General features: G+C 60.2%; 27 protein-coding genes. 17 read left to right on the forward strand and 10 right to left on the reverse strand.

Annotated features, from left to right (window positions below; genetic code table 11):
- Positions 1-28 precede the first annotated feature (28 nt).
- Genes HMPREF1531_RS14320 through glgX form a run of 4 tightly spaced genes read right to left on the reverse strand, consistent with a single transcriptional unit; the run spans position 29 to position 6,865 of the window.
- The gene (locus HMPREF1531_RS14320; RefSeq protein WP_269593313.1) at positions 29-772 is read right to left on the reverse strand and encodes an NUDIX domain-containing protein; all 744 of its coding nucleotides are present in this window, start codon (positions 770-772) and stop codon (positions 29-31) included.
- Positions 765-2,663, reverse strand: coding sequence for a 1,4-alpha-glucan branching protein GlgB (glgB, locus tag HMPREF1531_RS09820; RefSeq protein ID WP_016669798.1), 1,899 nt, complete (start codon positions 2,661-2,663; stop codon positions 765-767). Before glgB ends, HMPREF1531_RS14320 begins: the two co-directional genes overlap by 8 nt.
- Before the next feature lie 16 nt (positions 2,664-2,679).
- Entirely contained in the window at positions 2,680-4,668 is a 1,989-nt protein-coding gene (locus HMPREF1531_RS09825) for an alpha-1,4-glucan--maltose-1-phosphate maltosyltransferase (protein ID WP_156860240.1), read from the reverse strand.
- Between the two features lie 10 nt (positions 4,669-4,678).
- A complete protein-coding gene (gene glgX, locus HMPREF1531_RS09830; protein WP_016669800.1) occupies positions 4,679-6,865 on the reverse strand; it encodes a glycogen debranching protein GlgX in 2,187 nt (728 codons plus the stop codon).
- A gap of 31 nt (positions 6,866-6,896) precedes the next feature.
- Here glgX and HMPREF1531_RS09835 point away from each other — a divergent pair, with 31 nt between their 5' ends.
- The 15 genes from HMPREF1531_RS09835 to HMPREF1531_RS09905 all read left to right on the forward strand — a co-directional run bounded on the left by HMPREF1531_RS09835 (position 6,897) and on the right by HMPREF1531_RS09905 (position 21,484).
- On the forward strand, positions 6,897-8,048 hold the full coding sequence (locus HMPREF1531_RS09835; protein WP_016669801.1) for a cysteine desulfurase family protein: 1,152 nt from the start codon (positions 6,897-6,899) through the stop codon (positions 8,046-8,048).
- Positions 8,049-8,079: 31 nt separating this feature from the next.
- Complete coding sequence (mnmA, locus tag HMPREF1531_RS09840) at positions 8,080-9,171, forward strand: tRNA 2-thiouridine(34) synthase MnmA (protein WP_084669329.1); 1,092 nt, start codon at positions 8,080-8,082, stop codon at positions 9,169-9,171.
- Complete coding sequence (locus tag HMPREF1531_RS09845; RefSeq protein WP_016669803.1) at positions 9,168-10,142, forward strand: hypothetical protein; 975 nt, start codon at positions 9,168-9,170, stop codon at positions 10,140-10,142. The genes mnmA and HMPREF1531_RS09845 overlap by 4 nt, the downstream gene beginning before the upstream one ends.
- Before the next feature lie 10 nt (positions 10,143-10,152).
- Positions 10,153-10,359 (forward strand): hypothetical protein, encoded by a 207-nt coding sequence (locus HMPREF1531_RS09850; RefSeq protein WP_156860241.1) that lies wholly within the window; start codon positions 10,153-10,155, stop codon positions 10,357-10,359.
- A gap of 383 nt (positions 10,360-10,742) precedes the next feature.
- A complete protein-coding gene (gatC, locus tag HMPREF1531_RS14200; protein WP_036899003.1) occupies positions 10,743-11,039 on the forward strand; it encodes an Asp-tRNA(Asn)/Glu-tRNA(Gln) amidotransferase subunit GatC in 297 nt (98 codons plus the stop codon).
- Positions 11,039-12,553 (forward strand): Asp-tRNA(Asn)/Glu-tRNA(Gln) amidotransferase subunit GatA, encoded by a 1,515-nt coding sequence (gatA, locus tag HMPREF1531_RS09860; RefSeq protein WP_016669806.1) that lies wholly within the window; start codon positions 11,039-11,041, stop codon positions 12,551-12,553. The genes gatC and gatA overlap by 1 nt, the downstream gene beginning before the upstream one ends.
- Positions 12,550-14,040: an Asp-tRNA(Asn)/Glu-tRNA(Gln) amidotransferase subunit GatB gene (gene gatB / locus HMPREF1531_RS09865; RefSeq protein WP_016669807.1), complete on the forward strand. Its 1,491-nt coding sequence runs from the start codon at positions 12,550-12,552 to the stop codon at positions 14,038-14,040. The genes gatA and gatB overlap by 4 nt, the downstream gene beginning before the upstream one ends.
- Positions 14,040-14,414: a phosphoribosyl-AMP cyclohydrolase gene (hisI, locus tag HMPREF1531_RS09870; protein ID WP_016669808.1), complete on the forward strand. Its 375-nt coding sequence runs from the start codon at positions 14,040-14,042 to the stop codon at positions 14,412-14,414. Before gatB ends, hisI begins: the two co-directional genes overlap by 1 nt.
- Complete coding sequence (locus tag HMPREF1531_RS09875) at positions 14,407-15,933, forward strand: anthranilate synthase component I (protein WP_016669809.1); 1,527 nt, start codon at positions 14,407-14,409, stop codon at positions 15,931-15,933. The genes hisI and HMPREF1531_RS09875 overlap by 8 nt, the downstream gene beginning before the upstream one ends.
- Before the next feature lie 3 nt (positions 15,934-15,936).
- Positions 15,937-16,737, forward strand: a complete 801-nt coding sequence (gene trpC, locus HMPREF1531_RS09880) for an indole-3-glycerol phosphate synthase TrpC (protein WP_016669810.1) — start codon at positions 15,937-15,939, stop codon at positions 16,735-16,737.
- The gene (gene trpB / locus HMPREF1531_RS09885) at positions 16,734-17,975 is read left to right on the forward strand and encodes a tryptophan synthase subunit beta (RefSeq protein WP_016669811.1); all 1,242 of its coding nucleotides are present in this window, start codon (positions 16,734-16,736) and stop codon (positions 17,973-17,975) included. Before trpC ends, trpB begins: the two co-directional genes overlap by 4 nt.
- A complete protein-coding gene (trpA, locus tag HMPREF1531_RS09890; RefSeq protein WP_016669812.1) occupies positions 17,972-18,805 on the forward strand; it encodes a tryptophan synthase subunit alpha in 834 nt (277 codons plus the stop codon). The genes trpB and trpA overlap by 4 nt, the downstream gene beginning before the upstream one ends.
- Positions 18,805-19,671, forward strand: coding sequence for a prolipoprotein diacylglyceryl transferase (gene lgt / locus HMPREF1531_RS09895; protein WP_016669813.1), 867 nt, complete (start codon positions 18,805-18,807; stop codon positions 19,669-19,671). The genes trpA and lgt overlap by 1 nt, the downstream gene beginning before the upstream one ends.
- Before the next feature lie 197 nt (positions 19,672-19,868).
- Positions 19,869-21,002 carry a hypothetical protein gene (locus HMPREF1531_RS09900; protein WP_016669815.1) on the forward strand — a complete coding sequence of 378 codons (1,134 nt, stop codon included), beginning with the start codon at positions 19,869-19,871 and terminating at the stop codon, positions 21,000-21,002.
- Positions 21,003-21,109: 107 nt separating this feature from the next.
- On the forward strand, positions 21,110-21,484 hold the full coding sequence (locus HMPREF1531_RS09905; protein ID WP_156860242.1) for a hypothetical protein: 375 nt from the start codon (positions 21,110-21,112) through the stop codon (positions 21,482-21,484).
- A gap of 21 nt (positions 21,485-21,505) precedes the next feature.
- On the opposite strand, the gene HMPREF1531_RS13715 is transcribed toward HMPREF1531_RS09905, so the two are convergent.
- Positions 21,506-21,748, reverse strand: a complete 243-nt coding sequence (locus HMPREF1531_RS13715; RefSeq protein WP_036897707.1) for a hypothetical protein — start codon at positions 21,746-21,748, stop codon at positions 21,506-21,508.
- 139 nt (positions 21,749-21,887) lie between these two features.
- Between HMPREF1531_RS13715 and HMPREF1531_RS14325 the strand changes: the two genes are divergently transcribed.
- Together HMPREF1531_RS14325 and HMPREF1531_RS13720 are read left to right on the forward strand one after the other, a co-directional pair.
- On the forward strand, positions 21,888-22,022 hold the full coding sequence (locus tag HMPREF1531_RS14325) for a hypothetical protein (protein ID WP_269593314.1): 135 nt from the start codon (positions 21,888-21,890) through the stop codon (positions 22,020-22,022).
- Positions 22,023-22,094: 72 nt separating this feature from the next.
- A complete protein-coding gene (locus HMPREF1531_RS13720; RefSeq protein ID WP_156860243.1) occupies positions 22,095-22,322 on the forward strand; it encodes a hypothetical protein in 228 nt (75 codons plus the stop codon).
- Positions 22,323-22,480: 158 nt separating this feature from the next.
- Here HMPREF1531_RS13720 and HMPREF1531_RS09915 read toward each other — a convergent pair whose 3' ends face one another.
- From HMPREF1531_RS09915 to HMPREF1531_RS09940, 5 genes are all read right to left on the reverse strand, one after another.
- Entirely contained in the window at positions 22,481-23,257 is a 777-nt protein-coding gene (locus HMPREF1531_RS09915; RefSeq protein WP_232210236.1) for a hypothetical protein, read from the reverse strand.
- A 187-nt stretch (positions 23,258-23,444) separates the two neighbouring features.
- Complete coding sequence (locus tag HMPREF1531_RS13385) at positions 23,445-24,221, reverse strand: hypothetical protein (protein ID WP_016669820.1); 777 nt, start codon at positions 24,219-24,221, stop codon at positions 23,445-23,447.
- Positions 24,218-25,453, reverse strand: coding sequence for a hypothetical protein (locus HMPREF1531_RS09930; protein WP_016669821.1), 1,236 nt, complete (start codon positions 25,451-25,453; stop codon positions 24,218-24,220). The genes HMPREF1531_RS13385 and HMPREF1531_RS09930 overlap by 4 nt, the downstream gene beginning before the upstream one ends.
- On the reverse strand, positions 25,453-25,740 hold the full coding sequence (locus HMPREF1531_RS09935) for a hypothetical protein (protein ID WP_016669822.1): 288 nt from the start codon (positions 25,738-25,740) through the stop codon (positions 25,453-25,455). Before HMPREF1531_RS09935 ends, HMPREF1531_RS09930 begins: the two co-directional genes overlap by 1 nt.
- Positions 25,737-26,051, reverse strand: coding sequence for an SAV_915 family protein (locus HMPREF1531_RS09940; RefSeq protein WP_016669823.1), 315 nt, complete (start codon positions 26,049-26,051; stop codon positions 25,737-25,739). Before HMPREF1531_RS09940 ends, HMPREF1531_RS09935 begins: the two co-directional genes overlap by 4 nt.
- Positions 26,052-26,112 lie beyond the last annotated feature (61 nt).

Here is a 26,112-nt window from a genome sequence, read left to right on the forward strand (position 1 = left end):
ATCCGGACCCCTGACACCGGGGTCCGGATCAACGCGCCTGGGGATCCAGGCCGTTCTCGGTGTAGGTCATCGATTCATTTACGATGAGCATCTGTAACATCCGGGCTATGCGGCGCGCCGAGAGTTTCGACACATGTGCGGCCACCCGATCCGGTTCCACCCAGTGGAAAGCGGCGATCTCATGGCAGGGCAACACCATCGCCTCGGTCGTCTGCGCATCACAGATCCCGCCGTCGAAGATGAACTCAATGGCGTCGCTCCACCCCAGATACGGGGGCATCCAGTCGACGAGCAGCGGTTGCCCGAGAGCGATCTCTAGTCCTAGCTCCTCCATGAGTTCTCGCTGAGCTCCCACCCGGGGTGATTCCCCGGGCTCTACTACGCCGCCGGGCAACTCCCAGTCTGGTTTGTAGGTGGTCTCCAGCAACAGCACTCGGCCGGTCTGATCTGTGAGCAACACGTGACCGATCACCCGGTGGGTTGGCAAGACGGTATCAAGCATGGCGGTGAATCCCATGGCGCCTGTCACCACGTCGTCACGGACCAAGGAATAGACAAGCAAGTCCTCCCCGTCGGCGCCCGCACCGCGCAGCCTGGCCTCCCTGCGGAAACGGGCATGATGCAGGGCGCTGATACGCGACCGGTCACCGGCGCTGACCCGGACCTCGACCCTAGAATGTCCCGAGGCGAACAACTCCCCGGCCTTGGCCGTCAACCAGCCGGAGATCTCGGAAGCTTCGCAGTCGGGCAGTTCCAGCCGGGCCTCACTCACTTTCGTGACGCAGCCATACAGACCCCAGCGGGGGAACATTCAGGCAGGCCGCAGCCCACTCGTCGGCACCTGCCACGGTTGGGGAGGCCAGCACCCCGTTACTGTTGAGATAGTCCCCGTTGCCGTCGAAGTCGGTGGAGTTGGTGTTGAGGATTTCGACCCAACGTCCCGGTCGAGGTAACCGTACCGGATAGATGGCGATCGGATTGGGGGAGAAATTCGTCACGCAGGCGACCAACTGTCCATCACGGGAGGCCCGCACATAGGAGTAGGTATTGTGTGCCGAATCGTCGGCATTGATCCAAGTGAACCCCGCTGGTGAGCAGTCCAGCTCGTACAAGGCGGGGTGGTCGGCTTGGATCTCGTTCATTCGGCGGATCAGCTGGCGAATCCCGTTGTGCCCATGCAGGGAATCAACCCACCATTCCAGGCCAGTGGCCTCGCTCCACTCGGGGCGCTGGGCGAATTCTTGCCCCATGAACAGCAACTGCTTACCGGGGAAGGACCACATATACGAGTAGAAGGCTCGCAGGGTGGCGAATTTGCGCCAGTCGTCTTGGGGAATCTTGTTCAGCATTGAGCCCTTGCCATGCACCACCTCGTCATGGGAGATGGGCAGGATGAAGTTCTCCGAGTAGGCGTAGACCATGGCGAAGGTCAGGTCATCGTGGTGGTACTGGCGGTGAAAGGGATCCCGGCTGATGTAGCGCAAGGTGTCATTCATCCAGCCCATGTTCCATTTGAACCCGAAACCCAGCCCGTTCCAGTTCGTCGGCCGGGTGACACCGTCGAAGGAGGTGGACTCCTCGGCGATCATGATGACTCCTGGCTCGCGTTCGTAGAGATGTTTGTTGACGTAGCGGAGGAGGTCGATGGCCTCCAGGTTCTCTCTGCCGCCGAACTGGTTGGGCACCCAACCACCCTCGGGACGTGAGTAGTCCAAATAGAGCATCGATGCGACGGCATCCACTCGCAACGCATCGACGTGGAACTGCTGTACCCAGTACAAGGCATTGGAGACCAGGAAGGACTTCACCTCGTTGCGACCGAAGTTGAAGACATAGGTTCCCCAGTCCAGCTGCTCGCCTTGGCGGGGATCCGCGTGCTCGTAGAGAGCTGTCCCGTCGAATCTACCCAGTGCCCAGTCATCCTTCGGGAAGTGCCCGGGCACCCAGTCCAGGATCACCCCGATGCCCTCGGCATGCAGCGCCTCAACGAGCACTCGGAAATCATCGGGGGTGCCCAATCTCGCATCTGGTGCGTAGTAGCCCGTTACCTGGTAACCCCAGGAACCGGGGAAGGGGTGGGCCATTACCGGCATCAACTCGACATGGGTGTAGCCCTGCCACTTCACATAGGCGGGAAGCTGCTCGGCCAACTCCAGATAGCTGAGCCCGGGACGCCAGGAACCGAGATGCACCTCGTAGATCGACATCTGGGATTCATAGACATTGGTTTCGGCGCGTTGTTGCAGCCAACGGCTCTCTTGTTCGCCCCAGTCGTGGGTGGATTCCCAGACGATTGATGCATTGCCGGGGGGGATGTCGGCAAAGCGTGCGTAGGGATCGGCCTTCTCCTGCCAAGTCCCGTCGCTGTGCTGCAGTTTGTACTTGTACTGGGTGCCGACATCGACCCCTTCGACCCACAATGCCCATACTCCGGAGCCCGGGACGATTTCCATGTCATCGCCCTGCCACCAGTTGAAATCACCGATCACTTGGACTCGTGCCGCATTGGGGGCCCATACGGCGAAGCGGGTACCCCGGACCGGGCCACGCACCGGGTCGTCGACGGTGACGACATGGGAGCCCAGCCGCCTCCAGGCCTCGGTGTCACCACCGCAGTGGAATCCTTCGAGATCCCATCCGGTCAGATTTCCGAACTTGTCCATGTCGTCCTCGTTCTCTTCAGTTCACTTTGAAAATGTGCGCGGGATGATCGGGGGTTAGCCGGACGTAGTTCTCAGTTCCCCATGCCCAAGCTCCGTCTCCCAGCAGGTCGTGAACACCCATCTCGGTGCCGATTCCCCATTCCGATAGGTCCACCGACACATTGCCCTCGGCACTGTCATGAGGGTTGAGGTTCACCACCACGAGGATCGTGTCATCGCCGTCGTTCTTGGCGAAGGCGAACAGGTCATCGTGGGTGGTCGGTAGGACTTTCACTCGCCGCAGCTGCTGGAGCGCGGGATGCTCACGCCGGATCTGGTTGAGCCGGCCCATCAACGGATTCATGTTCGGTTCCGCGGTGATATCGCGCGGACGGTACTCGTATTTTTCCGAATTGAGGTATTCTTCGCCGCCGGGTTTGAGAGGCTCGAATTCATATTGTTCGAAACCTTGGTATATGCCCCAGTTCGGGGACATCATGGTGGCCAGAATGGTACGAATCCAGAAGGCCGAGGGCGCTCCAGAACGCACCGAGAGTGGATTGATGTCGGGGGTGTTGACAAAAAAATTCGGTCGCATGAAGGCATCGGTCTCTGAAGCCAGCTCGGTGAGATAGGAGGCCAACTCATTCTTGGTATTGCGCCAAGTGAAATAGGTGTAACTCATGTCGAAACCGGCCTTGCCCAGAGTTTGCATAACCTCGGGGCGGGAGAAGGCCTCCGCGAAGAAAAGCACCTCGGGATGGTCCACCTTCACCTCGGAGATGAGCCAGGCCCAGAAATTGAGGGGTTTGGTGTGCGGATTGTCCACCCTGAAGATCGTCACACCATGGTCGATCCAGAAATTCACTACGCGCAGCGCCTCCGCGTAGATTGTGGCCGGTGCGTTGTCGAAGTTGATCGGGTAGATGTCCTGGTACTTCTTCGGTGGGTTCTCGGCATAGGCGATGGTGCCGTCGAGGCGGGTTGTGAAGAACTCGGGGTGGTCGGTGACCCAAGGGTGGTCCGGGGAAGCCTGGAGAGCGAAATCCAGCGCCACCTCAAGACCCAGGGAATTTGCTTTGGCAACGAACTCATCGAAGTCCTCAATGGTTCCTAGATCGGGGTGAATGGCATCGTGGCCACCCTCGATGTTGCCGATCGCCCACGGGGAGCCCGGGTCGGTGTCGGTGGACTCCAATGAATTGTTGCGACCCTTGCGGAATTGGGTTCCGATGGGATGGACCGGCGGGAGATAGACCACGTCGAAGCCCAAGGACGCGACATGTTCGAGAATCGGGCCGCACTGGGCGAAGGTGCCCGATGTCCACTGCCCGGTCTCCGGATCGAGACTGGCACCTTGGGAACGAGGGAAGAACTCGTACCAGGAACCGAACAGGGCCCGCTTGCGATCTACTCGGATCGGGTAGTCGACGGTGGGGGTGGTCAAGGGGCGACGGGCGTGGGCCACCATTGCCGCATCAAGCTGCGGGTCGGTGGCGACGGCGATCAGTTCCTCGGCGGATGCGGTAGGCACCAAGGCCTCGTGCGCCGCGGCGATGATCGCTGCAGCATGGGCGTCATCGGCGTTTTGCGCATTGGTGAGGGCGCTTGCGGTGAGATCCTGGCCTTCCAAGCAGACCAGTTCGACGTCGATTCCGGCATCCAGCTTCACCTCGGCGTTGTGTACCCAGGTGTGCCAGTCGTCGGACCAGGCCTCAATGTGGAACTGCCAGTCACCCAGTTGCTCTAGCCGCACCCAGGCTTGCCAGATGTCCAGGCCTTGGGGCCAGATCTGAACCATGTCGACGTGGTGGGTGGTTCCCTGCGGATCCGTCAGCACGACCGTCGCCCCGACTCGGTCATGCCCTTCGCGGTAGATCCGTGCGGAGACTGGGAACGATTCCCCCTCGACTGCTTTTGCCGCATAGGCGCCATGCTCAATGACCGGGGAAACCTTGCCGATAGGGAATCGGCCGAACTGGAACTGGCTGTAGCGTCCGCTCACGCTGGTGGTGGTGTCAGTCACGGTTCCAACGCTACCGGGAACCGTGCCCAGATACACCCAGGATCGTAGGATGAGCGGGTATATCGCCACGGTTTTTGCGTAGGGCCGGAGGCAGGCGCTTCAGCCCGGAGGCATGGGTGATCACCTCGACCCCCATGACGGTCAGCGACTGATGGGGCAGGCTCAGCGTTTCCTCGGGACACAGTCTGGTCCGGGGGAGTTCACCCGGCTCCGCGGTGGTAGCGATCACCTCGTAGTGGGACCCCCAGGGAGCCGGAGGCATGGTGACCTGCACCGACTGGTGCCCGGCGTGGAACCACACCAGCAGAGCACGGTAACGGTCCGACAGGTACATACCGATCAGCCGCCGGCTGGGATCGGTCCAGTCGGCATCAGTCATCTCCCCGGAACCACCGTTCATCCAAGCGAGGTTGTAGCGTCCCAGGAAACGACCGCGCTCATCGGTGACCTCCACCCGGTATAGGTAGTCGTCGTGGGTGAACAACGGATTGTCGGTGCGCAGTTGGGTCAGCGAGTGCACCAATTCTTGAACATCCTGCCAGGACTCCCCACCGATCCAGTCCACCCAGGAACTCTGGTTGTCTTGGCAATAGGCATTGTTGTTGCCCAGCTGGGTGCGTCCCAGCTCATCGCCGCCCAACAGCATCGGCACACCGCGCGAGACCAACAAGGTGCCCAGCAGGTTGCGGACTTGCCGGTGGCGCAACGCGTTGATTGAGGGATCATCGGTGTCACCCTCAACCCCGCAGTTCGTTGAGCGGTTATCGTCGCTGCCGTCGCGGTTCAGTTCGCCATTCGCCCAGTTGTGCTTGTACTCGTGGCTCACCAGGTCGCGGACGGTAAACCCGTCATGCGCGGTGACGAAATTGATCGATGCCGACGGTGGGCGATCCGAGTGGCCGAAGACATCCGCAGAGGCAGTAAGCCTAGTCGCCAGTTCCTGGATGCCCCCGGTGCCAAGCCAGAAGTCACGCACCAAGTTGCGGTACTTGTCGTTCCACTCGCTCCAGCCCCGCCCGAAGCCACCGAGCTGATACCCGTCGATGCCGATGTCCCAGGGCTCGGCGATCATCTTCACCCGGGACAGGATGGGATCGGTGGCGATAGCTTCGAAGAAATAATGGTTTCGGTCGACGCCGTGGTGTTCGTTGCGGATCAGCGCGGTGGCCAGGTCGAAGCGGAACCCGTCCACCCCCATCTCCTGCACCCAGTACCGCAGAGAATCCAGGATGAAGTTGAGTGTTGCCGGATTGGAAGTGTCGACGGAGTTTCCGCACCCAGTGACATCAACATCATGATGGGCATCACCGTCTAACCGGTAGAACCCCGCCTGGTCTATGCCGCGGAAGCTTAGCGTGGGCCCATGATGGGATGATTCTGCGGTGTGGTTATAGACCACATCACAGATGACTTCGATGTCTGCGGCATGCAGCGCCGAGACCATGGCCTTGAATTCCTCTACCTGGGCCCCGGTGGTGCCGGTTGCCGAGTAGGCGCCGTGCGGGGCGAAAAAACCGATTGGGTTGTATCCCCAGTAGTTGGACAAGCCCTTCGCTGCGATGAACTGCTCAGACAAGAACTCCTGTACTGGAAGCAGTTCGACAGCGGTCACCCCCATCCGTTTCAGGTGCTCGATGACTGGTTTGCAGGCCAGGCCCAGATAGCTGCCGCGCAGGTGGACCGGAACCTTGGGGTGCTGCTGGGTAAATCCCTTCACATGCAGTTCGTAGATCACCGACTGATTCATCGGGCGTCGCCGGGCAATCGGACGTGGTGGCGGGGAATCGGCGACGACTACCGACCAGGGAACATGACCGACCGAGTCGCGGGTGTCCGCCCAGGCCGGGAGGTTCGAACCATGGTCGCGGATCGGGCCATCATGGTGCACCCCTCCGGTGATCGCCCGCGCATACGGATCCAACAGGAGCTTCGCCGGATTAGCCCGCAGGCCGCGGGACGGATCCCACTCGCCATGCACCCGGAACCCGTAATATCGCCCCGCCCCGACCCCGGGAACGAACAGCCGCCAGTGTTCACCCGAACGGACCATGTCGGTGGCCAATTGGGTGCCTACCGAATCCAACAAGGTCAGCTGCACCCGGCTCGCAGCCGGGGCCCACAACTGGAAACGGCATCCGTCCTGGTCGATCGTCGCCCCGTTGCGCCATCCGGGCGTTGCGGCCATCTCGGTGGGCATGGGTCTCCTTGCTGTGCAATAGCCTTGAACGATGGATAAAAGCCTAGATCAAGTCCCGCCGGTCTACATGGATCATGCCGCCAGCACTCCGTTGCGCCCCCGTACCTGGGAGGTAATGGGTCAGGCCCGCGAACTGGCTGGCAACCCATCGGCCCAGCATGGCGCCGGACGGGCAGCCCGGGCGGTCATTGAGGATGCCAGGGAACATCTCGCGGCTTTGGCTGGGGCCGAACCCGACGAGGTCTGGTTCACCTCGGGCGGTTCCGAAGCCAACTCGATCGCCCTGCTCGCCTCGGCCGCGCATCGTGCTCCCGAGCGATCCCGGGTGGTCATCTCGGGGATTGAGCATCCGTCGGTGTCCACCGTCACCGAGGCACTCGGCGAGCGGGTTCGGGTTGCCGGGGTCGAGCCGAGCGGCCACATCGACCCGCAACGCTGGGCAGGACAACTGGACGAGACCGTCGCGATCTCCTCCCTGATATGGGTGAACAACGAGATCGGTACCATCCAACCGATTGATCGGGCAGCCGAGGCAGCACACCGGGTGGGGGCATGGTTCCACACCGATGCGGTTCAGGCCTTCGGGTCGATCCCGGTGAATTTCTCCGGTAGCGGTGCTGACCTGATGTCAGTGTCTTCTCACAAGCTAGGTGGGCCGGTGGGTATCGGAGCGCTGATTGTGCGTCGCGGGATCGATCTCAGCCCATGGGGGCTGGGCGGGCGTCAGGAGGGCGGTGTGCGCTCCGGTACACCGTCAGTGATGCTGGCCGCCGGGTTCGCATCGGCGGCCTCGATCGCGACCATCGAGTTCGAGACTCGTTCGAAGCGGCTGCTCGCCTTCCGCCATGTCATTACTGCGGCGGCGAGTGCTTGTGGCGGTCGAGTCATCGGTGCGTTCCCAGTCTCACCAGGCATCATCTCTTTGGTCTTCGACGGGGTCGTCGGCTCCGATGTGACCTTCGTGCTCGATCAGATGGGAATCCAGGTTTCCACCGGATCGGCGTGCCGGGCCGGTGTTACTGGACCCTCCGAGGTGTTGCTAGCTATTGGGCAGGACGAGGCTGCGGCATCCGCTGTGGTGCGCATCTCCCTTGGCTGGAGCACTCGGCGTGAGGACGTGGACCGATTGATCGCCGCGCTGCCGACCGCGGTGGAGCGGGCTCGCGCCGTGCCGCGGAACTGAGTGGATTGATCCGATCCGTAGACTGACCGGCGTGCGAGTTCTGTCAGCAATGTCGGGGGGAGTGGACTCTTCGGTGGCCACTGCCCGGTTGATTGATGCCGGGTATGAGGTCACCGGTGTTCATCTAGCGTTGTCACGCACGCCGCTGGCACAGCAAACCGGGTCCCGGGGTTGCTGTTCGCTGGCCGATGCCCACGATGCCCGCAGGGTGGCAGACAAACTGGGTATCGACTTCTACGTCTGGGATTTCTCGCAGCGATTCGCCGACGAGGTGATCGGGGACTTTCTCGACGAGTATGCCGCAGGACGTACCCCCAACCCCTGCCTGCGGTGTAACGAGCGCATCAAATTCGCAGCCCTCCTGGAAAAGGGAATGGCTTTGGGCTACGACGCGGTCGCGACGGGCCACTATGCACGACTTGTGCAAGGCGATGGGGTCATCGAACTGCACCGGGCGGTCGATGCGGCCAAGGATCAGTCCTATGTGCTGGGGGTCCTGGACCAGAGTCAACTGGTCCATTCGCTGTTCCCGCTGGGTGATTCGACCAAGGCCGAGGTGCGCGCCGAGGCAGCCCAGCTGGGTCTGCTCGTTGCGGACAAGCCCGATTCCGTCGATATCTGTTTCATTCCCGAGGGGGACACCGCGGGATTCCTCACTGACAAGCTCGGTGCGGCACCGGGGCCGATCGTCGACATGGCGGGAAACCGGCTAGGTGATCACGCAGGAATCTTCCGTTACACGATCGGTCAGCGTAAGGGACTCAATTTGGGAATCCCCTCGGTCAGCGGCCGACCGCGTTACGTGGTGGGCATTGACCCGGCATCGGCCACCGTGACCGTGGGGGACGCCGAGCATCTGGAGGTCAACCTGCTCACTGGGATCCGCGCCACATGGACCCAGGCTCCGGTGCTGGGGTCATGGAGTGGACAGGTGCAGGTGCGCGCCCATGCGGCACCCGTGGCTGCGACGATCACCGCGCACGGCGAGGGCCTGGAAATCGCCACTGAGCAGCCGCTCAGGGGGGTTGCGCCCGGGCAGTACGCGGTGTGCTACGACGATGACCGGGTGGTCGGGTCCTGCGTCATCGCGACGACCGCCCGGCGTGGGGTGGGTGTGTCATGAGAACCACCGGCGTGGGCTCCATGCCCGGCACTAGTTTCGCCGAGGCTACCCGGATCGTGGCTACCACCCAATCGGTGGTGGCCTTTCCGGAACTGCCTGCCCGGCCGGATTCTGACATGATCTCGCGGGCTCTGGGGCTCAGTGAGCTTCCGGTGGAACGTTGCCTCGATGGGTGGCGTTTATCCCGGAAACAAGACGGCGCCCACCGCAGGGCTGCGCGGTGGTGGCGCAACGATTTCGATGATTTTGAGGAATTCACCCAGGGCGAATTCACCCAGGGCATGGAATCACCGGTGAAGATTGCGATCACCGGCCCGTGGACTCTCGCGACATGTCTGCGATTGCCCCACCCCACCATGGACCATGTGCTTGCCGATCCGATCGCAGTACTCGATGTTGCCCAAGGGATGGGGGAGGCAGTCGGGGAGCTGGTGGCACGGTTCGCCAGCAGATTCCCCAACGAATTGATCATTCAGATCGACGAGCCAGCTCTTGCGGGGGTCCTCGGCGGAGCCCTGCCTACCACCTCCGGGATGCATCGTTACCGGAGACCGGATCGTGGGGAGATCATCCGGGTGTTGCGTGAAGTGTGCGTGCCCGGTGCCTGGTTGCACAGTTGCGGGGGAGCGGTTCCGCTTGACCTGCTGAAGCAAAGTGGTTTCCACGGTATTTCCTGTCCGTTGCCCGGCGAGCCACAACAGATCGAGGTATTGGAGGAATGGATCGGGACCGGAGGCGCTCTCGCCGCAGGAGTTGTCGATACCCGCGTACCCCGGTGCCCGGGGCACGATGAGATCGCGGCAAGAGTTCTCACATCATTGCGTCATTTTGCGATGGATCCCGGGCACATTGATGATTCGGTACTGCTCACTCCGGAGTGCGGGCTGGCCTCCTGGGCCTTGGGAGATGCGGGACGATGCTTCGAGACGCTGGACCGGGCGGCTGGAATCGTATCGGCCGAGCTTGCGTAGCATGGTCGCCATGCGTCATTTCTTCTCCGACCTCAATATCAACGGTGACCTCCCAGTGCGCGTTCAGCCGGGTTTGGGGGAATGGGGCACCAGCAGGGTGCCCACCACAAGGGAGAAGAACCGCGCCCGCTGGCAGGTGGCAGGAGCGGGCCTTGGCATCACCGTCGCCTTGTGCTGGCTGGGTTGGACCTTCTACACCATTCTTATGGGAGGCTGACCCCGAACTACTCGACCATCCCTGTGGCCACCCACCCGATGACGACGAAGCGGATCATGCAACTCGTTGCCAACTAGATGGCGAAGATGATTTACCGGGCTTTCATCGTGGCCGCCACAATTGCGTGGTCATGGGCGGCCGGAAGGATCGGTCCCGGCCCCTGGGTGCCTAGTACCGGGGCCGGTCACGGATTCGGCGAGAATCACTGGATCGGTGTGTCGACAGGAGACAACGTCTCGCATGGGACAAGTCTGGTATGGCCACCGATAGGATTGGCTCTGGCCAGGCGCCTCACGAGAGCGTCGGCCGGTGGCGACCTGGACGATGCCAGTGTCGCTGGCCGTGCCACCACCTGGGTGGTCACGGATGCGGAAGGAGAACCCGTGGCACTCAGTGTGCAGGACGTCGCTCGGCTGGCCGATCTGGCCAGGATCGAGATGTCGCAGGACCAACTGGCCGCCTTAGCCCCTCAACTCGACGTAATCCTTGAATCGGTCGCTGTCGTAGGGCAGGTGGCTGAACAGGACATCCCGCCAACCTCCCATGCCATCGCGATGACCAATGTCTTCCGCGACGACGTCGTCACCCCGTCCTGGCCCGCGGAGGCGATGCTGGTCGGCGCGCCCGCTGTCGAAGACTCCCAGTTCCGTGCTCCCCGGATCCTCGACGAGGAGGCCTGATGAACGACACCCTCAACGCCACGGCAGCCGAACTCGCTCGTCGCGTGGCGACCGGGGAACAATCTGCCGAGGAAATCACCCGGATCCACCTGGAACGGATCGAGGCAACCAATCCTGTGGTGAACTCCTTCCTTGCCGTGGGCACCGAACGAGCTCTAGAAACTGCCCGGGGAGTGGATGCCAAGCGGGCTTCCGGTCAGGAACTGTCGGCGCTGGCTGGGGTGCCGATCGCGGTCAAAGACCTCTTCTGCTACCAAGGGCTGCCCACCACAGCCTCCTCCAGGATGCTGGAAGGCTGGATTCCGCCTTATAACTCCACCGTCGTCGACCGGCTCATTGCAGCTGACATGGTGATTTTAGGCAAAACCAATCTCGACGAATTCGCGATGGGATCGTCGACCGAGACCTCTGCTTTCGGTCCGACCCGCAATCCGTGGGATCTTGATCGGATCCCTGGTGGTTCCGGGGGCGGGTCGTCGGCGGCCTTGGCTGCCTTCCAGGCACCGTTGGCCACCGGAACCGATACCGGCGGATCGATCCGGCAGCCGGCCGCGGTGACCGGGACCGTCGGCGTGAAACCCACCTATGGCGGGGTATCCAGATACGGGGTCATCGCGATGGCCTCCTCCTTGGACCAGCCCGGTCCCTGTGCCCGTAACGTCTTAGACACCGCTTTGCTGCATCAGGTGATGGCAGGTCATGATCCGATGGATTCCACATCTATCAAGGCTCCAGTGCCTGATGTGGTGGCAGCTGCCCAGCGCCGCGATGTGAGGGGCATGCGCATCGGTGTGGTCACCGAACTCGGGGGCGAGGGATATGCCCCGGGGGTGGAGGCTCGGTTCGCCGAGGCGGTCGAATTGCTCCGGGAACTGGGTGCCAAGATCGTCGAGGTTTCCTGTCCCTATTTCGAATACGCCCTGGCCACTTACTATCTGATCATGCCTGCGGAGGTCTCCTCGAACCTCGCAAGGTATGACGGCATGCGCTACGGGTTACGGGTCGGTGACGACGGGATCACCTCGGCCGAGCAGGTCATGCGATTGTCTCGGGCCGCCGGCTTCGGTGACGAGGTGAAGCGCCGGATCATTCTGGGTACCTACGCGTTGTCAGCCGGGTACTATGACGCCTACTACGGCTCGGCGCAGAAGATGCGGACTCTGATCTCTCGGGATTTTGACCAAGCCTTCACCCAGTGTGATGTGCTCGTCTCGCCATCCACCCCGACCACAGCCTTCCGCTTCGGGGAGAAGAGTGACGATCTGCTGGCCATGTACAAATCGGATCTGTGCACCATTCCCTCGAATCTGGCAGGTAATGCCGCGGGCTCTTTCCCGATCGGGCTGGCGGACGAGGACGATATGCCCGTCGGTTTGCAGGTGATGGCCCCGGTGATGGCTGATGACCGCTGCTACCGTGTGGGCGGCGCTTTGGAGGAAGCCCTGGCCGATCGCTGGGGAGGCCCGCTGTTGGAACGTATCCCCTCCCTTGACTCCTTGGAGGTGACTCGATGACCGACGAGTTGATGGACTACGACGAGGTCATGGCCCGCTACGATGTGGTCATCGGTCTGGAGGTGCATGTCGAACTCGACACCGCATCGAAGATGTGGTGTGGGTGCACCACCGCCTTCGGGGGGGACCCAAACAGCCACACCTGCCCGGTATGTCTCGGACTGCCAGGCTCCCTGCCTGTGGTCAACGGGGAAGCTGTCGCTTCGGCCATCCGCATCGGGTTGTCCCTGGGGTGTGAGGTCGCCGAGTGGTGTCGCTTCGCCAGGAAGAATTACTTCTATCCGGATATGCCCAAGGACTATCAGCTGTCCCAGTACGACGAACCCATCTGCTTCGAAGGTGGAGTCGATGTGGAGGTGGACGGGCAGAGCTATCACATCCCGGTGGAGCGGGTGCACATGGAGGAGGATGCCGGCAAGAACACCCACGTGGGTGGGCTCGGTCGCATCCAGGGCGCCGACCACTCCTTGGTGGACTATAACCGTGCCGGTGTCCCGCTGATGGAGATCGTTACGCATCCCATTTGGGGAACCGGGGGGAAGGCCCCGCAGGTTGCCCGGGCCTATATGTCGTTCCTGCGCGACATGATGCGTGCCCTGAAAGTCTCTCAGGCCCGGATGGAGCGGGGCAACATGAGATGTGATGCCAATGTCTCGCTGATGCCTAAGGGATCCAGCGAACTCGGTACTCGCACAGAGACGAAGAATGTCAACTCGCTGCGCTCGGTGGAGGCCGCTCTCACCTACGAAATCCGTCGCCAAGGGGCCATCCTCGGCGCTGGAGGGAGGGTCAGGCAGGAGACCCGGATGTGGAACGAGGCCGGTTACACCACCGCAGGGCGTTCCAAGGAGCAGGCCGAGGACTACCGCTACTTCCCGGAACCCGATCTGGTTCCCGTCGCGCCCTCCCGGGAATGGGTTGCCGAACTGCGGGCCAGCCTTCCCGAAGAACCGGGACGCCGCCGTGCCAGGTTGCAAGGTGAATGGGGATTTACCGATCTGGAGATGCGTGATGTGAATGGCACCGAGGGCGCGATCGATCTGATCGAGGCGACCGTCGCCGCCGGTGCTACCTCCGGTGCTGCTCGCAAGTGGTGGTGCGGGGAACTGGCCCGGCGTGCCAATGAGGCGGAGATTCCACTCGAAGAGCTCGCCATCACCGCGCACCAAGTGGCCGAGCTCCAGGCGCTCGTCGATGGAGGCACCCTCACCGACAAGCTGGCACGCCAGGTGATCGACGGCGTACTCGCCAAGGAGGGAACTCCGGGTGAGGTCGTCGAGGCACGCGGGCTTGCGGTAGTCTCCGACGATGGTGCGCTGGGTGCCGCCGTCGACCAGGTGATTGCTGCCAACCCGGATGTCGCTCAGAAGATCCGTGACGGAAAGGTGCAGGCAGCCGGTGCCCTCATCGGGCAGGTGATGAAGGCGATGAAGGGCCAGGCCGACGCCGCCAAGGTGCGTGAGATCATCATGGGAAAATTGTCTTGATGAATCTGGACCCCACAGTTGCAGCCCGGTTGAAGCGTGACCCCAACGGTTTGGTGCCGGCGGTTGTCCAAGACGCCGGTTCCGGACGGGTGTTGATGGTCGCCTGGATGAGTGACGAGTCCCTCGCCCTCACCTTGGCTACCCGCCAAGCCACCTATTGGTCGCGTTCCCGGCAAGAACTGTGGCGCAAGGGAGCGATTTCCGGGCATACCCAGTACGTTCGGACAATCGAGATTGATTGCGATGGGGACACTCTGCTGTTGCACGTCGACCAGACCGGTGGCGCCTGCCACACCGGCGAGAACTCCTGTTTCGATACCGGTGGGGAGATTCTCGCGTCACCTGTCACGAAGGAACGGAGCACCAATGATTGACCCGGGCATCGTCATACCCACTCGTGAGGATTTCGCCGCGCAGGTAGTGGACCGTGCCGTGGTTCCGGTGCGGTGCCGACTGATGGCCGACGACCTGACCCCGGTAGCCCTCTACGAACAATTGTGTGGCGGGCGTTCGGGAACCTTCCTCTTCGAATCCGCCGAGCAGGGGGTGTGGTCACGCTGGAGTTTCGTCGGGGTGAATGCAGCGGCCACCTTGATCGGGCACGGTGATCGGTGCCAGTGGATCGGTACCCCCCCGCCCGGTCTGCCCACCGGCGGTCGTCCCCTGGATGTGCTGAGTGCCACGTTGGAGCACCTGCACACAGAACGTGACTCCGATCTGCCGGGATTCACCGCAGGAATGGTTGGTTACCTCGGCTACGACATGGTGCGCCAGCTGGAGTCCATCGGCGATGCGAACCCGGACGATCTGAACCTGCCAGATATGGTGATGATGCTGGCCTCGGACATGGCGGTGCTTGATCACCGCACCGGTGAGCTGTGGCTGGTGGCCAACACCCACTGTGTGTCGCCCTCCCAGGCCAGCGAGGCGTGGGAAGATGCCGTCGCCAGGCTGGAACGGATGGCCCGGGTGCTGGCCGGGCCGCGTCGTTCATTGATCGCCACTCGTACAGCGGGGCCTGCCCCGAGTGTTCGTCGTCAACGTAGCCAGGAGGAGTTCGAAGGAGTCGTCGAAACTGCCAAGGAATACATCCGGGCCGGTGACATCTTCCAGGTAGTGCCTTCGCAACGTTTCGAGGTGGACACCGATGCCGATGCCTTGGCGATTTACCGCGAGCTGCGGCTGACCAACCCGAGTCCTTACCTCTACTTGCTGCGGCTGAGCGATGGCGAACAGGAGTTCGCGATTGTCGGTTCTTCCCCGGAGGCGCTGGTGAGCGTGTCGGATCGCCAAGCCACCACGCGCCCAATCGCCGGAACCCGTCCCCGTGGCACCGATCCGGCATCCGATCTGGGGATGGAAACCGAGCTGTTGGCCGACGAGAAAGAACGAGCCGAGCACCTGATGCTCGTTGACCTGGGCCGCAACGACCTGGGCAGGGTGTGCCAGCCGGGGACCGTCCAAGTGACCGAATTCATGTCGGTGCACCGTTACTCGCACGTCATGCATCTGGAGGCTTCGGTTACCGGGAGATTGCGCGATGAATGCAGTGCGCTGGACGCCACGATGGCCTGTTTCCCGGCGGGGACTCTCTCGGGGGCGCCGAAGGTGCGCGCGATGCAGATCATTGACGAGTTGGAGACCTCGCGCCGGGGTCCCTACGGTGGAGTGGTGGGTTATTTCAACGTCGACGGTGATTCTGATGCGGCCATCGCGATTCGTACTGCGGTGATCGTCGACGGGGTTGCCTATGTACAAGCCGGGGCCGGTGTGGTGGCCGATTCGGTGCCCGCAGCCGAGGATCTCGAATCCCGCAACAAGGCGGAGGCAGTCTTGGGGGCGGTGGTTCGTGCGGGCCAGATCCGCAACCTGGCCATCGGCGAGGAGGAGTGACGCATGGGCACTGTTCTCGACGAAATCATCACTGGGGTCCGCCAGGATCTGGCCCGGCGCATGCTCACCTGCACGATGACCGATCTGGAGGCCGCTGTCGCGGCGGCCCCAGCTCCGCGCGATGCAATGCGACGATTCCGCAACGACCAGCTCTCGGTCATCGCAGAGGTGAAGCGTGCCTCGCCATCGAAGGGAGCACTGGCATCCATCAATGATCCAGCCCAGTTAGCCGCTGCTTATGAGGCCGGTGGTGCAGCCGCCGTGTCGGTGCTCACCGAGAGGCGGCGGTTCAACGGAAGTCTGGCCGATCTGGACGCGGTGCGCGAACGGGTCGGGTTGCCTGTGCTGCGCAAAGACTTCATCGTCACTGACTATCAGTTGTGGGAGGCCCGTGTCCATGGTGCGGATCTCGCCTTGCTGATCGTCGCTGCCCTGGATGATGCGGAACTTGACCGGTTGCACCGGTTGGCCCTTGATCTGGGCATGGTTCCCCTGGTGGAGGTGCACGACGAGGCCGAGGCCCGGCGGGCAGTGCACGCCGGGGCTGAGTTGGTCGGCGTCAACAACCGTAACCTGAAGACCCTTGAGGTGGATGTGGCGAATTTCGAACGGATCGTCAGCCATCTGCCTGATGAGGTGGTCAAAGTCGCCGAATCCGGCATCCTCACGGGGGCGGATGCCGCCAGGGTGCGCTCGGCAGGAGCCGACGTCATCTTGGTCGGCGAGGCCTTGGTCACCCATGCACACCCCGCACAGGCCATCAGCGAGCTGGTGGCAGCCGCAGATCGCGAGGAATCCAGATGACCCACACGATGCCCGATTCCCGGGGACATTTCGAACAGTTCGGGGGAATTTTTGTCCCCGAGGCCCTCCAGGCAGCAATCCACGAACTTGCCGAAGTTTTTGAGGCGGCCATCCATGACGAGGTGTTTCTCGCCGAGCTTCGTGACCTTCAACTGCACTACGCAGGCCGGCCGTCCCTGCTCACTTTCGCCGAACGCTTTTCTGAACATTGCGGGAGGGCGAGGATCCTGCTGAAACGCGAGGACCTGAACCACACCGGCTCCCACAAGATAAACAATGTGCTCGGTCAGGCCCTGCTGACTAAGCGGATGGGCAAGACCAGGATCATTGCCGAGACTGGGGCGGGCCAGCACGGAGTGGCGACGGCCACCGTCGCAGCCTTGATGGGACTGGAATGCCGGGTGTACATGGGCAGGATGGACACCGAGCGGCAGGCGCTTAACGTAGCCCGGATGCAACTTCTCGGCGCCGAGGTGGTGGCCGTCGAGGCCGGTTCGGCCACTCTCAAGGACGCAATGAATGAGGCGATGCGTGACTGGGTGACCAATGTTGCCGATACCCATTACATGATCGGCACCGCTTCCGGACCGCACCCCTTCCCAAAGATGGTCCGGGAATTCCAGCGAGTTCTTTCCACCGAGACCAGGGCCCAGTGCTTGGAACAGTACGGGCGGCTGCCCGACGCGGTCTGCGCCTGCGTGGGGGGCGGCTCGAACGCCATCGGGATGTTCGCTGATTTCATTGATAGCCCGGAAGTTGCCCTCCACGGGTTCGAGGCTGCGGGTGATGGGCTGCAGACCGGACGCCACGCCGCATCCATCACCGGCGGTTCCCAGGGGGTGCTGCACGGCACCCGGACCTTCATCCTCCAAGACGACGACGGACAGACCGTGGAATCCCATTCGATTTCCGCAGGTCTCGACTACCCGGGGGTCGGGCCCGAGCATGCCCTACTCGCAGTCAAGGGACGGGCCATCTACGAACCGGTCACCGATGCCGAGGCGATGGACGCCTTCAAACTGCTGTGCCGCACCGAGGGCATCATGCCCGCCATCGAATCTGCTCATGCGCTGGCCGGGGCGCGCAGGCTGGCGCTGCGACTGGCCGCCACATCCCCACAGCTGTCCCCACTGCTCGTCGTCTGCCTGTCCGGGCGGGGGGATAAGGATGTCGACACGGCCATGAAGTGGTTCGGGATCGACGGCGTGGCCGACGCGACGACGGGAGCATTTGCATGAACATCGATCCTCGGCTGGGAATTACCGGGCACGTTCTGACCCGGGCGAAGCAGCAGAACCGTTCAGCGCTCATCGGTTTCCTACCCGTCGGCTACCCAACGGTGTCCGGTTCACTTGATGCGATGAAGGCCCTTGTCGAAGGCGAGGGGATTGGCGTGGACATTGTCGAGATCGGAATGCCCTATTCCGATCCGATGATGGACGGGCTCGCCATCCAGCACGCCACCACCAGAGCCCTACAGCGTGGGGTGCGCATCGCAGATGTGTTTACCGCCGTTGAGACGGTGGCTGCTGCGGGAGCCGTACCGATGGTGATGATTTATTGGAATCTGGTGGAACGGCATGGGGTGGAGGCATTTGCACGGGACCTGGCCAATGCTGGTGGGGCCGGGCTGATCACCCCGGATCTCATCCCCGAGGAGGCAGAGCAGTGGGTGGGCGTCTCCGACGTCCATGGTTTGGACCGGGTCTTTCTCATTGCGCCGTCGTCCACCGATGAACGCATCGCGATGACCATGGCTGCTTGCCGAGGCTGGGTGTATGCCACCTCGGTGATGGGGGTCACCGGTGCCCGGGCAACGACCTCTGCGGCGGCACCGGTCATCGTCGAGCGGGCTCGTGCCATTGATCCGTCGATTCCGGTGGGTGTCGGTCTCGGGGTTTCCGATGGCGACCAGGCCGCCGAGGTCGGTTCTTTCGCCGATGCGGTTATCGTAGGTTCGGCCCTGGTGAAGTGCTTGATTGAAGCAGAGCGCCGGGGAAGTAATGACATGGGAGGGTTGCGGCGCTTGGTCTCCGATCTTGCGGCAGGGGTCCGGAGGACAAACTGATGAATCTGCTCCAGATCCCATCACCAGATTCGGTCGGTTTCTCTATCGGACCATTCGAGATCCGCTGGTATGCCGTCTGCATTCTCATCGGCATTTTCGTTGCGGCCCGGCTGTGTCGTCGCAGGTTTGCAGCCCGGGGAGGCAAACCGGAGGATTTCGACTCCCTGGTGCTGGTGATGGTGCTTTCTGGGGTCTTGGGTGCCAGGGCCTACCATGTCATCACCGACAGCCAGCTCTACTTCGCTCCTGGACGTAATCCCTGGCAGGCCCTTAACATCCGCAACGGCGGTTTGGGTATCTGGGGTGGGGTAATAGTTGGCGGGTTGGCCACGTGGATCATGTGCCGACGTCGTGGGCTGGCCTTCGGTGAGATGGCCGATGTCATCGCCCCAGGGCTGCTGTTCGCCCAGGGCATCGGGAGGCTGGGTAACTGGTTCAACCAAGAACTCTTCGGACGACCGACCGACTTGCCCTGGGGACTAGCGATCGATCCCGCGTACCGGCCGACAGGCTACGAATCCTACGCCACCTATCATCCGGCCTTCCTCTACGAGCTGGTCTGGAATTTCACTGGTGGGCTAGCGCTGTTGTGGGTGGAGAAACGGTTCCGTTGTGGACGAGGCAAGCTCTTCCTCGCCTACATCGTGTGGTACACCTTCGGCAGGTTCTTCATCGAGGCCCTACGCATTGACACCGTCAACCACATCGGTGCTTTCCGGGTGAACTCGTGGGTCTCCGCGGTGATCTTCCTCGGTGGACTAACCAGCCTGGTTTTCGCATGGCGTAGGAAACCGGGAATGCGCTTATGGCCCTTCGGTTTTCCTGGTGCATCGGGTATCAGCCCGGCCAGGCCACTACCCGGATAGGGGATTTCGGTGCGGCATAGGTGATGGGTCCTCTCCATAAAAGAAAAAGACCCTTGTGGAGTGCATGTGCGAGCCCATCATGCACGTCTTTGGGAAGTTCAGTTGCAGCCGCAGCGCTACCGTCTTTTCTGCTATCGCGTTCGTGCTGACCCCTGCGCAGGTTAGCCTGCTAGTGCATGTGACGTGAAAGGAAGCATATGACTGGAGACATCGCTTACGATACCGCAGGATTGGACGCTGTGGGGAACACATACGCCACATTGGCGAAAGACTCTCACAAGGTATCCGACTACTGGCAACGTGAAGCCGTCGATAAAAGGGCATTTCAAGCCAGTACCGGTTTACCGGGCATGATGCTGCCCACCATCGGCGAGATGACACCCAACGTCTCTGCGCAGTGTCAGAAGCTGGACGCTCACATCACCAAGATCTCCGAGGCCCTGCACGAGAGTGCCGCCATGTATCGCAAGACCGAGGAGGGCAACGTCGATCAGGTACGGAATATCTTCTCAGGCGTCGAGCAGGGTGACGACGACAGCGGTATGTCGTCTGGTGGGATGCCTCACGGTCCGGGGTCTGAGGATAAACTTCCTTCTGACATGTGTCTCACCGATGGCCCCAAGGCGAGTGGCCCTTTCCTGTACGGGCCGGTCATCGACATCCTCACCATGGCCCAGGAGCTCAAGGGCGAGGTCGCTTTGGTCAATGCACTGGATGAGCTGCTGGGCTGGATCTTCGGTGAGAAACCCACTGATTACTTGGAAAAATGGTTCACAGTTGCTGGTGACTGGAAGGCTTTAGGAGAAATCGCTGACATCTTCCAGAAGTTTGCCGACCACACAGGGTGGATGCAGAGATTCATGTGTCACAATGCGAAGGAGTTCTCCACGAAAGCCAAGTGGGAAGGGGAAAGTGCAGACACCGCGAGGGATAGGATTTTTGGTGCTGCCGACAAACTGGATGGGCTTCAAGAAATCTGGGAGAAGGCTCATGAAAGCTACGATGCTTGGCAAATGGCTTCCTACGTGTTGCTCAAGGACATCGAGACGTTGACGGGTGAGGTCTTGGGATTTCTTGCCGAAGCGAAGACCATCCTGAACAAGTTCGGAGATGCCATCGCTGTGGGCTTGGACATGGTCACTGGGATCTTCACTGGTGAGAACCACGTGTGGGAGGCCCTAAAGAAGCTGTTCGGCTTGGCCATCGCCATCATCAAGGCGATCAGCAAGACATTCAGCAAAGCACTACTGATTTTACAGGGATTCGTCACTTTCTGTGCACTGGCTGGCGCACTCTTAACATCGGGTCCGGATCTGGGAGCAGACTGGTGAAACCGCATGAAAGACGTCGCTTGGAAAAGATGCGACAACGCAATGATCCGGAGGGCAGGGAGACCCGACTGTGGTTAGAGGAACTCATTGCCGGGGATGATCCGAGGATGGCCGCATCGGCTCGTGCCGCACAGACCGGGGACAAGGCGGTATGGCAGGTGGTTGACGAATTCTTGGAGGCCGACAGGCCGCTATCTGGTGCTGAAGCCTTGCATGATGCGGTCGAGGCTGCTGGCCATGAGCAGGTTCTCGATACCCTGAGGACTCAGGCAGGACTCTCCGAGGAATGGCGTGCCGATATGGTGGCTGAAATGCGGAGTGAACTGGAAAAGGAATCGAAAAAGATTGCCGAAGACATGGGATTAAATTCTCTGCTGTCTTGGAAAGAAATCCGTGCGATAACCGGGTTCGATGTCGAGGAAATCTTTGAATCGATGGCAGGCGAACCACAAGAGAAATCTGGAGAACAAGCAGACTCCTGACATCTAGTAGTTGTCCTGGTCTTATGACCCGTTGAATCCAGGTGATGTGCTGGGTTGTGGGGTGATGGTCCAGTCGATGGGTAGGCGTCCGGTGGTGAGTCGGGTGATGGTTTCTCCGGTGGTGAGTTCGTGTCGGTGTTCTGGGTGGGTGCGGTAGTAATTAATGAGAGCAGCCATGATCCGAGGGTCGGTCGCCTCAGAGCCGGTTGCCACACAGATTTCCTTGTCATCAATCAAAAGAGCAAGGATTTGTGGATAGATCATGTATGGCTCCGGGCAATCATCCCACAAGATGACCGTATCGCTCCGAAAAAGCACATGTATTCTGATACCGTAATTAGAAAGAACCGTATAGAAGCACGCTCCTGCGATTGCTGATATAGTTATAAATAGACTCCAACCAATGCTTGTGATTCCCATCACAATTATCCATGGCAAAGATATTGCGCTGACGTTTTCCGGATTGAGAATTAGAAGTGTACCGACGAGGGATGCTGTGGCTGAAAGCGAAAATGTTTCGATTCTGTTTTGGGATTGAACCCCGTTTGATGCTTGACGAAATTCGAATCGAAAGTTTCTTTTGAAATAAAAGAAAAGACCGACAATAAGCATGGATAAAAAAGTGCATGCCATAAATCCTCCGAAGCGGAGGAAGCCGGGATTGTTGGATTTTTCGTACTCCAGATATCCCGGTAATAGCGGTGCTGCGCTGAAGGCAAATAATGCGAGTAAGTATTTGAGTGGAAATTTTGGTAGTTTTTTGGTTCCTGGTGGTGGTTTTATGGTGAGTGTGATTTTTTATGTCATCGGTGGTGGCGGCTTTCTGGGGTGTCGCTGACGATGATGGTCTCGGGTGGGTCGGAACTGGCGATGGTATCCCATGCGTCTTTCATGCCTTCATCGATGGGTTTGCGTATCTGTGGAGTAATGCTCGTGTAAGTAGGCTGAGGACCGGGTATTGAGGTTCGGGGTGTTTACCGGTGATGTGGGTGTGGTTCATGTATTCTTCTGGTTTTGTGGTTGTGGGGTGATGGTCCAGTCGATAGGCAGGCGTCCGGTGGCGAGTCGGGTAATGGTTTCTCCGGTGGTGAGCTCGTGTCGGTGCTCTGGGTGGGTGCGATAGTAATTAATGAGAGCAACCATAATCCGAGGATCAATCCCTTCAGCGGCGGCTGATACGTAAATCTCCTTGTCATCGACTAAAAGAGCAAGGATTTGTGGATAGATCATGTATGGCTCCGGGCAATCATCCCACAAGATAACCCTGTCACTCCGAAAAAGAACATGTATTTCGATACCTTGATGAGAAAAAATAATATCTGACTGTCGTCCTATAATTGTTAACAAAATTAAATATCCGCTCAAAATAATATTTACGCATCCTATTAATACAATCCATGAGATATGAATAATTTTGATGTTCTCGGGGTTGAAGATCAGCGCTGCTCCGGTAGCGGATGTCGTGGCAGCGAGAAAGGTTGCTCCAATTCTTTTCTGGAAGTGAATTCCTGCCGCATCTTGCCGAGCTTTGAATCTATAGTCGTTCCTGAATTGAAAAGTTGCAGCAGAAGAAACCATGGACAAAAAGGTGCATGCCATGGATCCTCCCATGCGAAGGAAGCTGAAGTCATCAGATTTTTGGTATCCCAGAAGTCCGAATATTAACGATGCCGCGATGAGGGTAAGCGCTGAGAGTAGCGTTTTTGCTGGAACTTTTGGTAGTTTTTTGGTGCCGGGTGGTGGTTTTATGGTGAGTGTGATTTTTTGTGTCATCGGTAGTGGCGGCTTTCTGGGGTGTCGCTGACGATGATGGTCTCTCGTGGGTCGGAGTTGGTGATGGTGCCCCATGCGTTCTTCACGCTCTCATCGATGGGTTCGTCTATCGATGGAATAACGTTCGTGTGGTTGAGAGTCAGGTATTGAGTTTTTGGGTGTTCTTGCCGGAGGTTTGGGTGTGGGTTCATGTGTTCTTCTGGTTTTGTGGTTGTGGGGTGATGGTCCAGTCGATGGGTAGGCGTCCGGTGGTGAGTCGGGTGATGGTTTCTCCGGTGGTGAGTTCGTGTCGGTGTTCTGGGTGGGTGCGATAGTAGTTGATAAGAGCAGCCATAATCCGCGGATCCGTCGCCTCAAAACCGGTTAATACATAAATTACCTTGCCGCCGACCAAAAGAGCAAGGATTTGTGGATAGATCATGTACGGTTCCGGGCAATCATCCCACAAGATGACCCTGTCACTCCGAAAAAGCACATGTATTCTGATACCGCGATCAGAAAGAACCGTGCAAAAACGCGCTCCCGAAATTACTGCTAAAGCTATAAATAGACTCCAACCAATGCTTGTGATCCCCATCATGATCCACCATAGTAAAGATACTGCACTGGCATTTTTTGGGTTGAGAATCAAAAATGTGCTGACGAGGGATATTGTGGCAGAGGATAAAAGTATTTTGATTCTGTTTTGGGATTGAAGCTCGTTTGCGGTTCGGCAGATTTCCAATCGACAATCTTTTTTGAGCCACAAGGACAAGCCAACAATGAACATGGACAATAAGGTGCATGCCATGGATCCTGCGAAACGAAGGGAACCAAAGTTGTTGGATCTTCCGTAATCCCAAAATCCTAATGCTAGCGATGCTGTGCTGAAAGAGAATGCTATCACTAAGTATTTAAGTGGAGGCTTTGGTAGTTTTTTGGTGCCGGGTGGTGGTTTTATGGTGAGTGTGATTTTTTGTGTCATCGATAGTGGCGGCTTTCTGGGGTGTCGCTGACGATGATGGTCTCGGGTGGGTCGGAGCTGGTGATGGTGCCCCATGCGTCTTTCATGCCCTCATCGATGAGTTCGCGCACTTGCTGCGGAATAACACTCGTATAAGCAGACCGCGCAGCCCAAGAGCAGAACATCGAACCAATAACCGTTCCCGCCACCCCGCCGACCATGGCCCCGGCAGCGGCGCCGGGGCCATGACCTGTCACTGCGCCGATAAGACCGACTGCGGAAGTTCCGAGAGCTTGTCCGACAGGCATCCCTACGGTGCCTCCGATGATACCTCCGGCGACACCGACAAGCACACCAGATGGCGATGCTCCTTGGGAGATCTCCAGTCCAGCGGTTGCGATGGTCAGCGCGGTACCGATGCGGCCAAATCTCTTGGCCATGTCGGTGGCCCTGCCCGCGCGGACTGCGTTCGGATGAGCCTCGGCCCGTTTCTGCACCGAGGCAGGATTCGGGTCATACTGCCCAGATCTCACTGCCGGGTTACCGGAGGCCCGGCGGGCGGCCTCGGTGGCTCTCTTCGTGGCCTTGTCTCGTAGATCGACCGCCCGGGAGCTGAAAGAGCTTTTTCCTGCGGAAACGGCAAGCCCGAGACGCGACAGGGCGGTTCCCATGATCGTGGCAAGGCTGTCCGCGTTGAGTTCTTCGACTGCCCCGGCCAGATTGATCTCGATCCAATCCTCCAGCCGCCTGAAGGTCTTCGCGGTCTTCTCCTCAAGCTCTAAGAACAGATCCAACTGCTCGCAGTACCGCTCGTAGGCTCGCATCACATCGCCGTACTGCGCGCGCCGCTCGGCAGACGCCTTCGGGTCAGGGGGCCGGGCAGGGCACACCACCGGTTCGGGAGCGTTGATCCAGGTGCCGTCGACCACCAGATCTCCCTGTATCGCCTTGTCGCGATGCTCCTGCATTTCTTCTTGCCGCCAGGCCAGCTGCTGGGCGTAGGAGAAGAAGAGATCCTCGGCCCTCGCGGAACGATCCTTCATCTCATCAAGTGCTTTGGTGAGATCCTTGTTGAAGTCCCGGTAGGCGTCCCCGGCTCGGCCGGTCCAAACATAGTTCGATTTCGAGCGCACGCTGTGGGTGTCATCGGCGGCCTCAGCGTAGGCGGCTCGCAGCGATTTGAGCCACTGCCCGGCATCGTCGATTGCTGCACGCTCACCGGCGATGTAGGTGTCGAATGCCCCGCCGCCCATCAGATCTGATCTCCCAGATCCCTGAACACCTGCTCGGCCTCCTCCTCGACCCCTCGATACAGGTCAACGGTGACCGCCATCTGGTGCGCGGCAGTATTCAGAATGTCAACCAGGGCTCCGGTGTCCCGGTTGATTCCGGCAAGCATGGACAGCAGGTAGGCGGTTCCATCACCACCATCGACATCGGTAGGTGCGCTCGCACCGAAGGCATCCAGGGCATCACGGCTCTCGGCATGCTGGGCGCTCATCGCCATCGCCGCGTCGAACTCGACCGCGTAGTCGCTCATAACAGGTCCTCCAGGTCGTACCTGAGCTCCTCGGGTATCTCCACATCCGTGAGGATCTTGTCGAAGGGCAGTCTGCGATGCAGTTCTTTCAGATTCCCGGCCGGAACCATCGCCCACCGCTGGAAATCGCCACAGCAACGGTGCAGCCTATCCCTGGCGGTGTAGACCATCAGGGCGATCTCGTTGTCATCGACATGCCGGAGTTCGATCTCCGGTCCGTCTGGTCCGTTCAGCCGGGCTGTCGGCACATAAAACACCGGGGGCAGGTACATCAAGGCGGCTTGTCGTTCGGCATCTGTGACGGGAAACATCGGGGCTCCTTATGTGGGTTGGCAAAATCACCGTAACACCGTGTCCACCGCGAGACAGCAC

Origin of the sequence: Propionibacterium sp. oral taxon 192 str. F0372, assembly GCF_000413315.1 — a bacterium.
Taxonomy (GTDB): domain Bacteria; phylum Actinomycetota; class Actinomycetes; order Propionibacteriales; family Propionibacteriaceae; genus Brooklawnia.

Excerpts from the sequence above, each read along its gene's own strand:
- gatA (WP_016669806.1), top strand. The coding sequence starts at position 11,039 with ATGAACGACACCCTCAACGCCACGGCAGCCGAACTCGCTCGTCGCGTG.
- HMPREF1531_RS09875 (WP_016669809.1), top strand. The coding sequence starts at position 14,407 with ATGATTGACCCGGGCATCGTCATACCCACTCGTGAGGATTTCGCCGCG.
- HMPREF1531_RS09835 (WP_016669801.1), top strand. The coding sequence starts at position 6,897 with ATGGATAAAAGCCTAGATCAAGTCCCGCCGGTCTACATGGATCATGCC.
- lgt (WP_016669813.1), top strand. The coding sequence starts at position 18,805 with ATGAATCTGCTCCAGATCCCATCACCAGATTCGGTCGGTTTCTCTATC.
- HMPREF1531_RS13715 (WP_036897707.1), bottom strand. The coding sequence starts at position 21,748 with ATGATCTATCCACAAATCCTTGCTCTTTTGATTGATGACAAGGAAATC.
- HMPREF1531_RS13385 (WP_016669820.1), bottom strand. The coding sequence starts at position 24,221 with ATGACACAAAAAATCACACTCACCATAAAACCACCACCCGGCACCAAA.
- HMPREF1531_RS13720 (WP_156860243.1), top strand. The coding sequence starts at position 22,095 with ATGGATAAAAAAGTGCATGCCATAAATCCTCCGAAGCGGAGGAAGCCG.
- HMPREF1531_RS09850 (WP_156860241.1), top strand. The coding sequence starts at position 10,153 with ATGCGTCATTTCTTCTCCGACCTCAATATCAACGGTGACCTCCCAGTG.
- glgB (WP_016669798.1), bottom strand. The coding sequence starts at position 2,663 with ATGGACAAGTTCGGAAATCTGACCGGATGGGATCTCGAAGGATTCCAC.
- gatB (WP_016669807.1), top strand. The coding sequence starts at position 12,550 with ATGACCGACGAGTTGATGGACTACGACGAGGTCATGGCCCGCTACGAT.
- trpB (WP_016669811.1), top strand. The coding sequence starts at position 16,734 with ATGACCCACACGATGCCCGATTCCCGGGGACATTTCGAACAGTTCGGG.
- HMPREF1531_RS09930 (WP_016669821.1), bottom strand. The coding sequence starts at position 25,453 with ATGGGCGGCGGGGCATTCGACACCTACATCGCCGGTGAGCGTGCAGCA.
- HMPREF1531_RS09845 (WP_016669803.1), top strand. The coding sequence starts at position 9,168 with ATGAGAACCACCGGCGTGGGCTCCATGCCCGGCACTAGTTTCGCCGAG.
- HMPREF1531_RS14325 (WP_269593314.1), top strand. The coding sequence starts at position 21,888 with ATGCTTGTGATTCCCATCACAATTATCCATGGCAAAGATATTGCGCTG.
- glgX (WP_016669800.1), bottom strand. The coding sequence starts at position 6,865 with ATGCCCACCGAGATGGCCGCAACGCCCGGATGGCGCAACGGGGCGACG.
- HMPREF1531_RS09940 (WP_016669823.1), bottom strand. The coding sequence starts at position 26,051 with ATGTTTCCCGTCACAGATGCCGAACGACAAGCCGCCTTGATGTACCTG.
- hisI (WP_016669808.1), top strand. The coding sequence starts at position 14,040 with ATGAATCTGGACCCCACAGTTGCAGCCCGGTTGAAGCGTGACCCCAAC.
- trpA (WP_016669812.1), top strand. The coding sequence starts at position 17,972 with ATGAACATCGATCCTCGGCTGGGAATTACCGGGCACGTTCTGACCCGG.
- HMPREF1531_RS09935 (WP_016669822.1), bottom strand. The coding sequence starts at position 25,740 with ATGAGCGACTACGCGGTCGAGTTCGACGCGGCGATGGCGATGAGCGCC.
- HMPREF1531_RS09915 (WP_232210236.1), bottom strand. The coding sequence starts at position 23,257 with ATGACACAAAAAATCACACTCACCATAAAACCACCACCCGGCACCAAA.
- HMPREF1531_RS09900 (WP_016669815.1), top strand. The coding sequence starts at position 19,869 with ATGACTGGAGACATCGCTTACGATACCGCAGGATTGGACGCTGTGGGG.
- HMPREF1531_RS09905 (WP_156860242.1), top strand. The coding sequence starts at position 21,110 with ATGGCCGCATCGGCTCGTGCCGCACAGACCGGGGACAAGGCGGTATGG.
- trpC (WP_016669810.1), top strand. The coding sequence starts at position 15,937 with ATGGGCACTGTTCTCGACGAAATCATCACTGGGGTCCGCCAGGATCTG.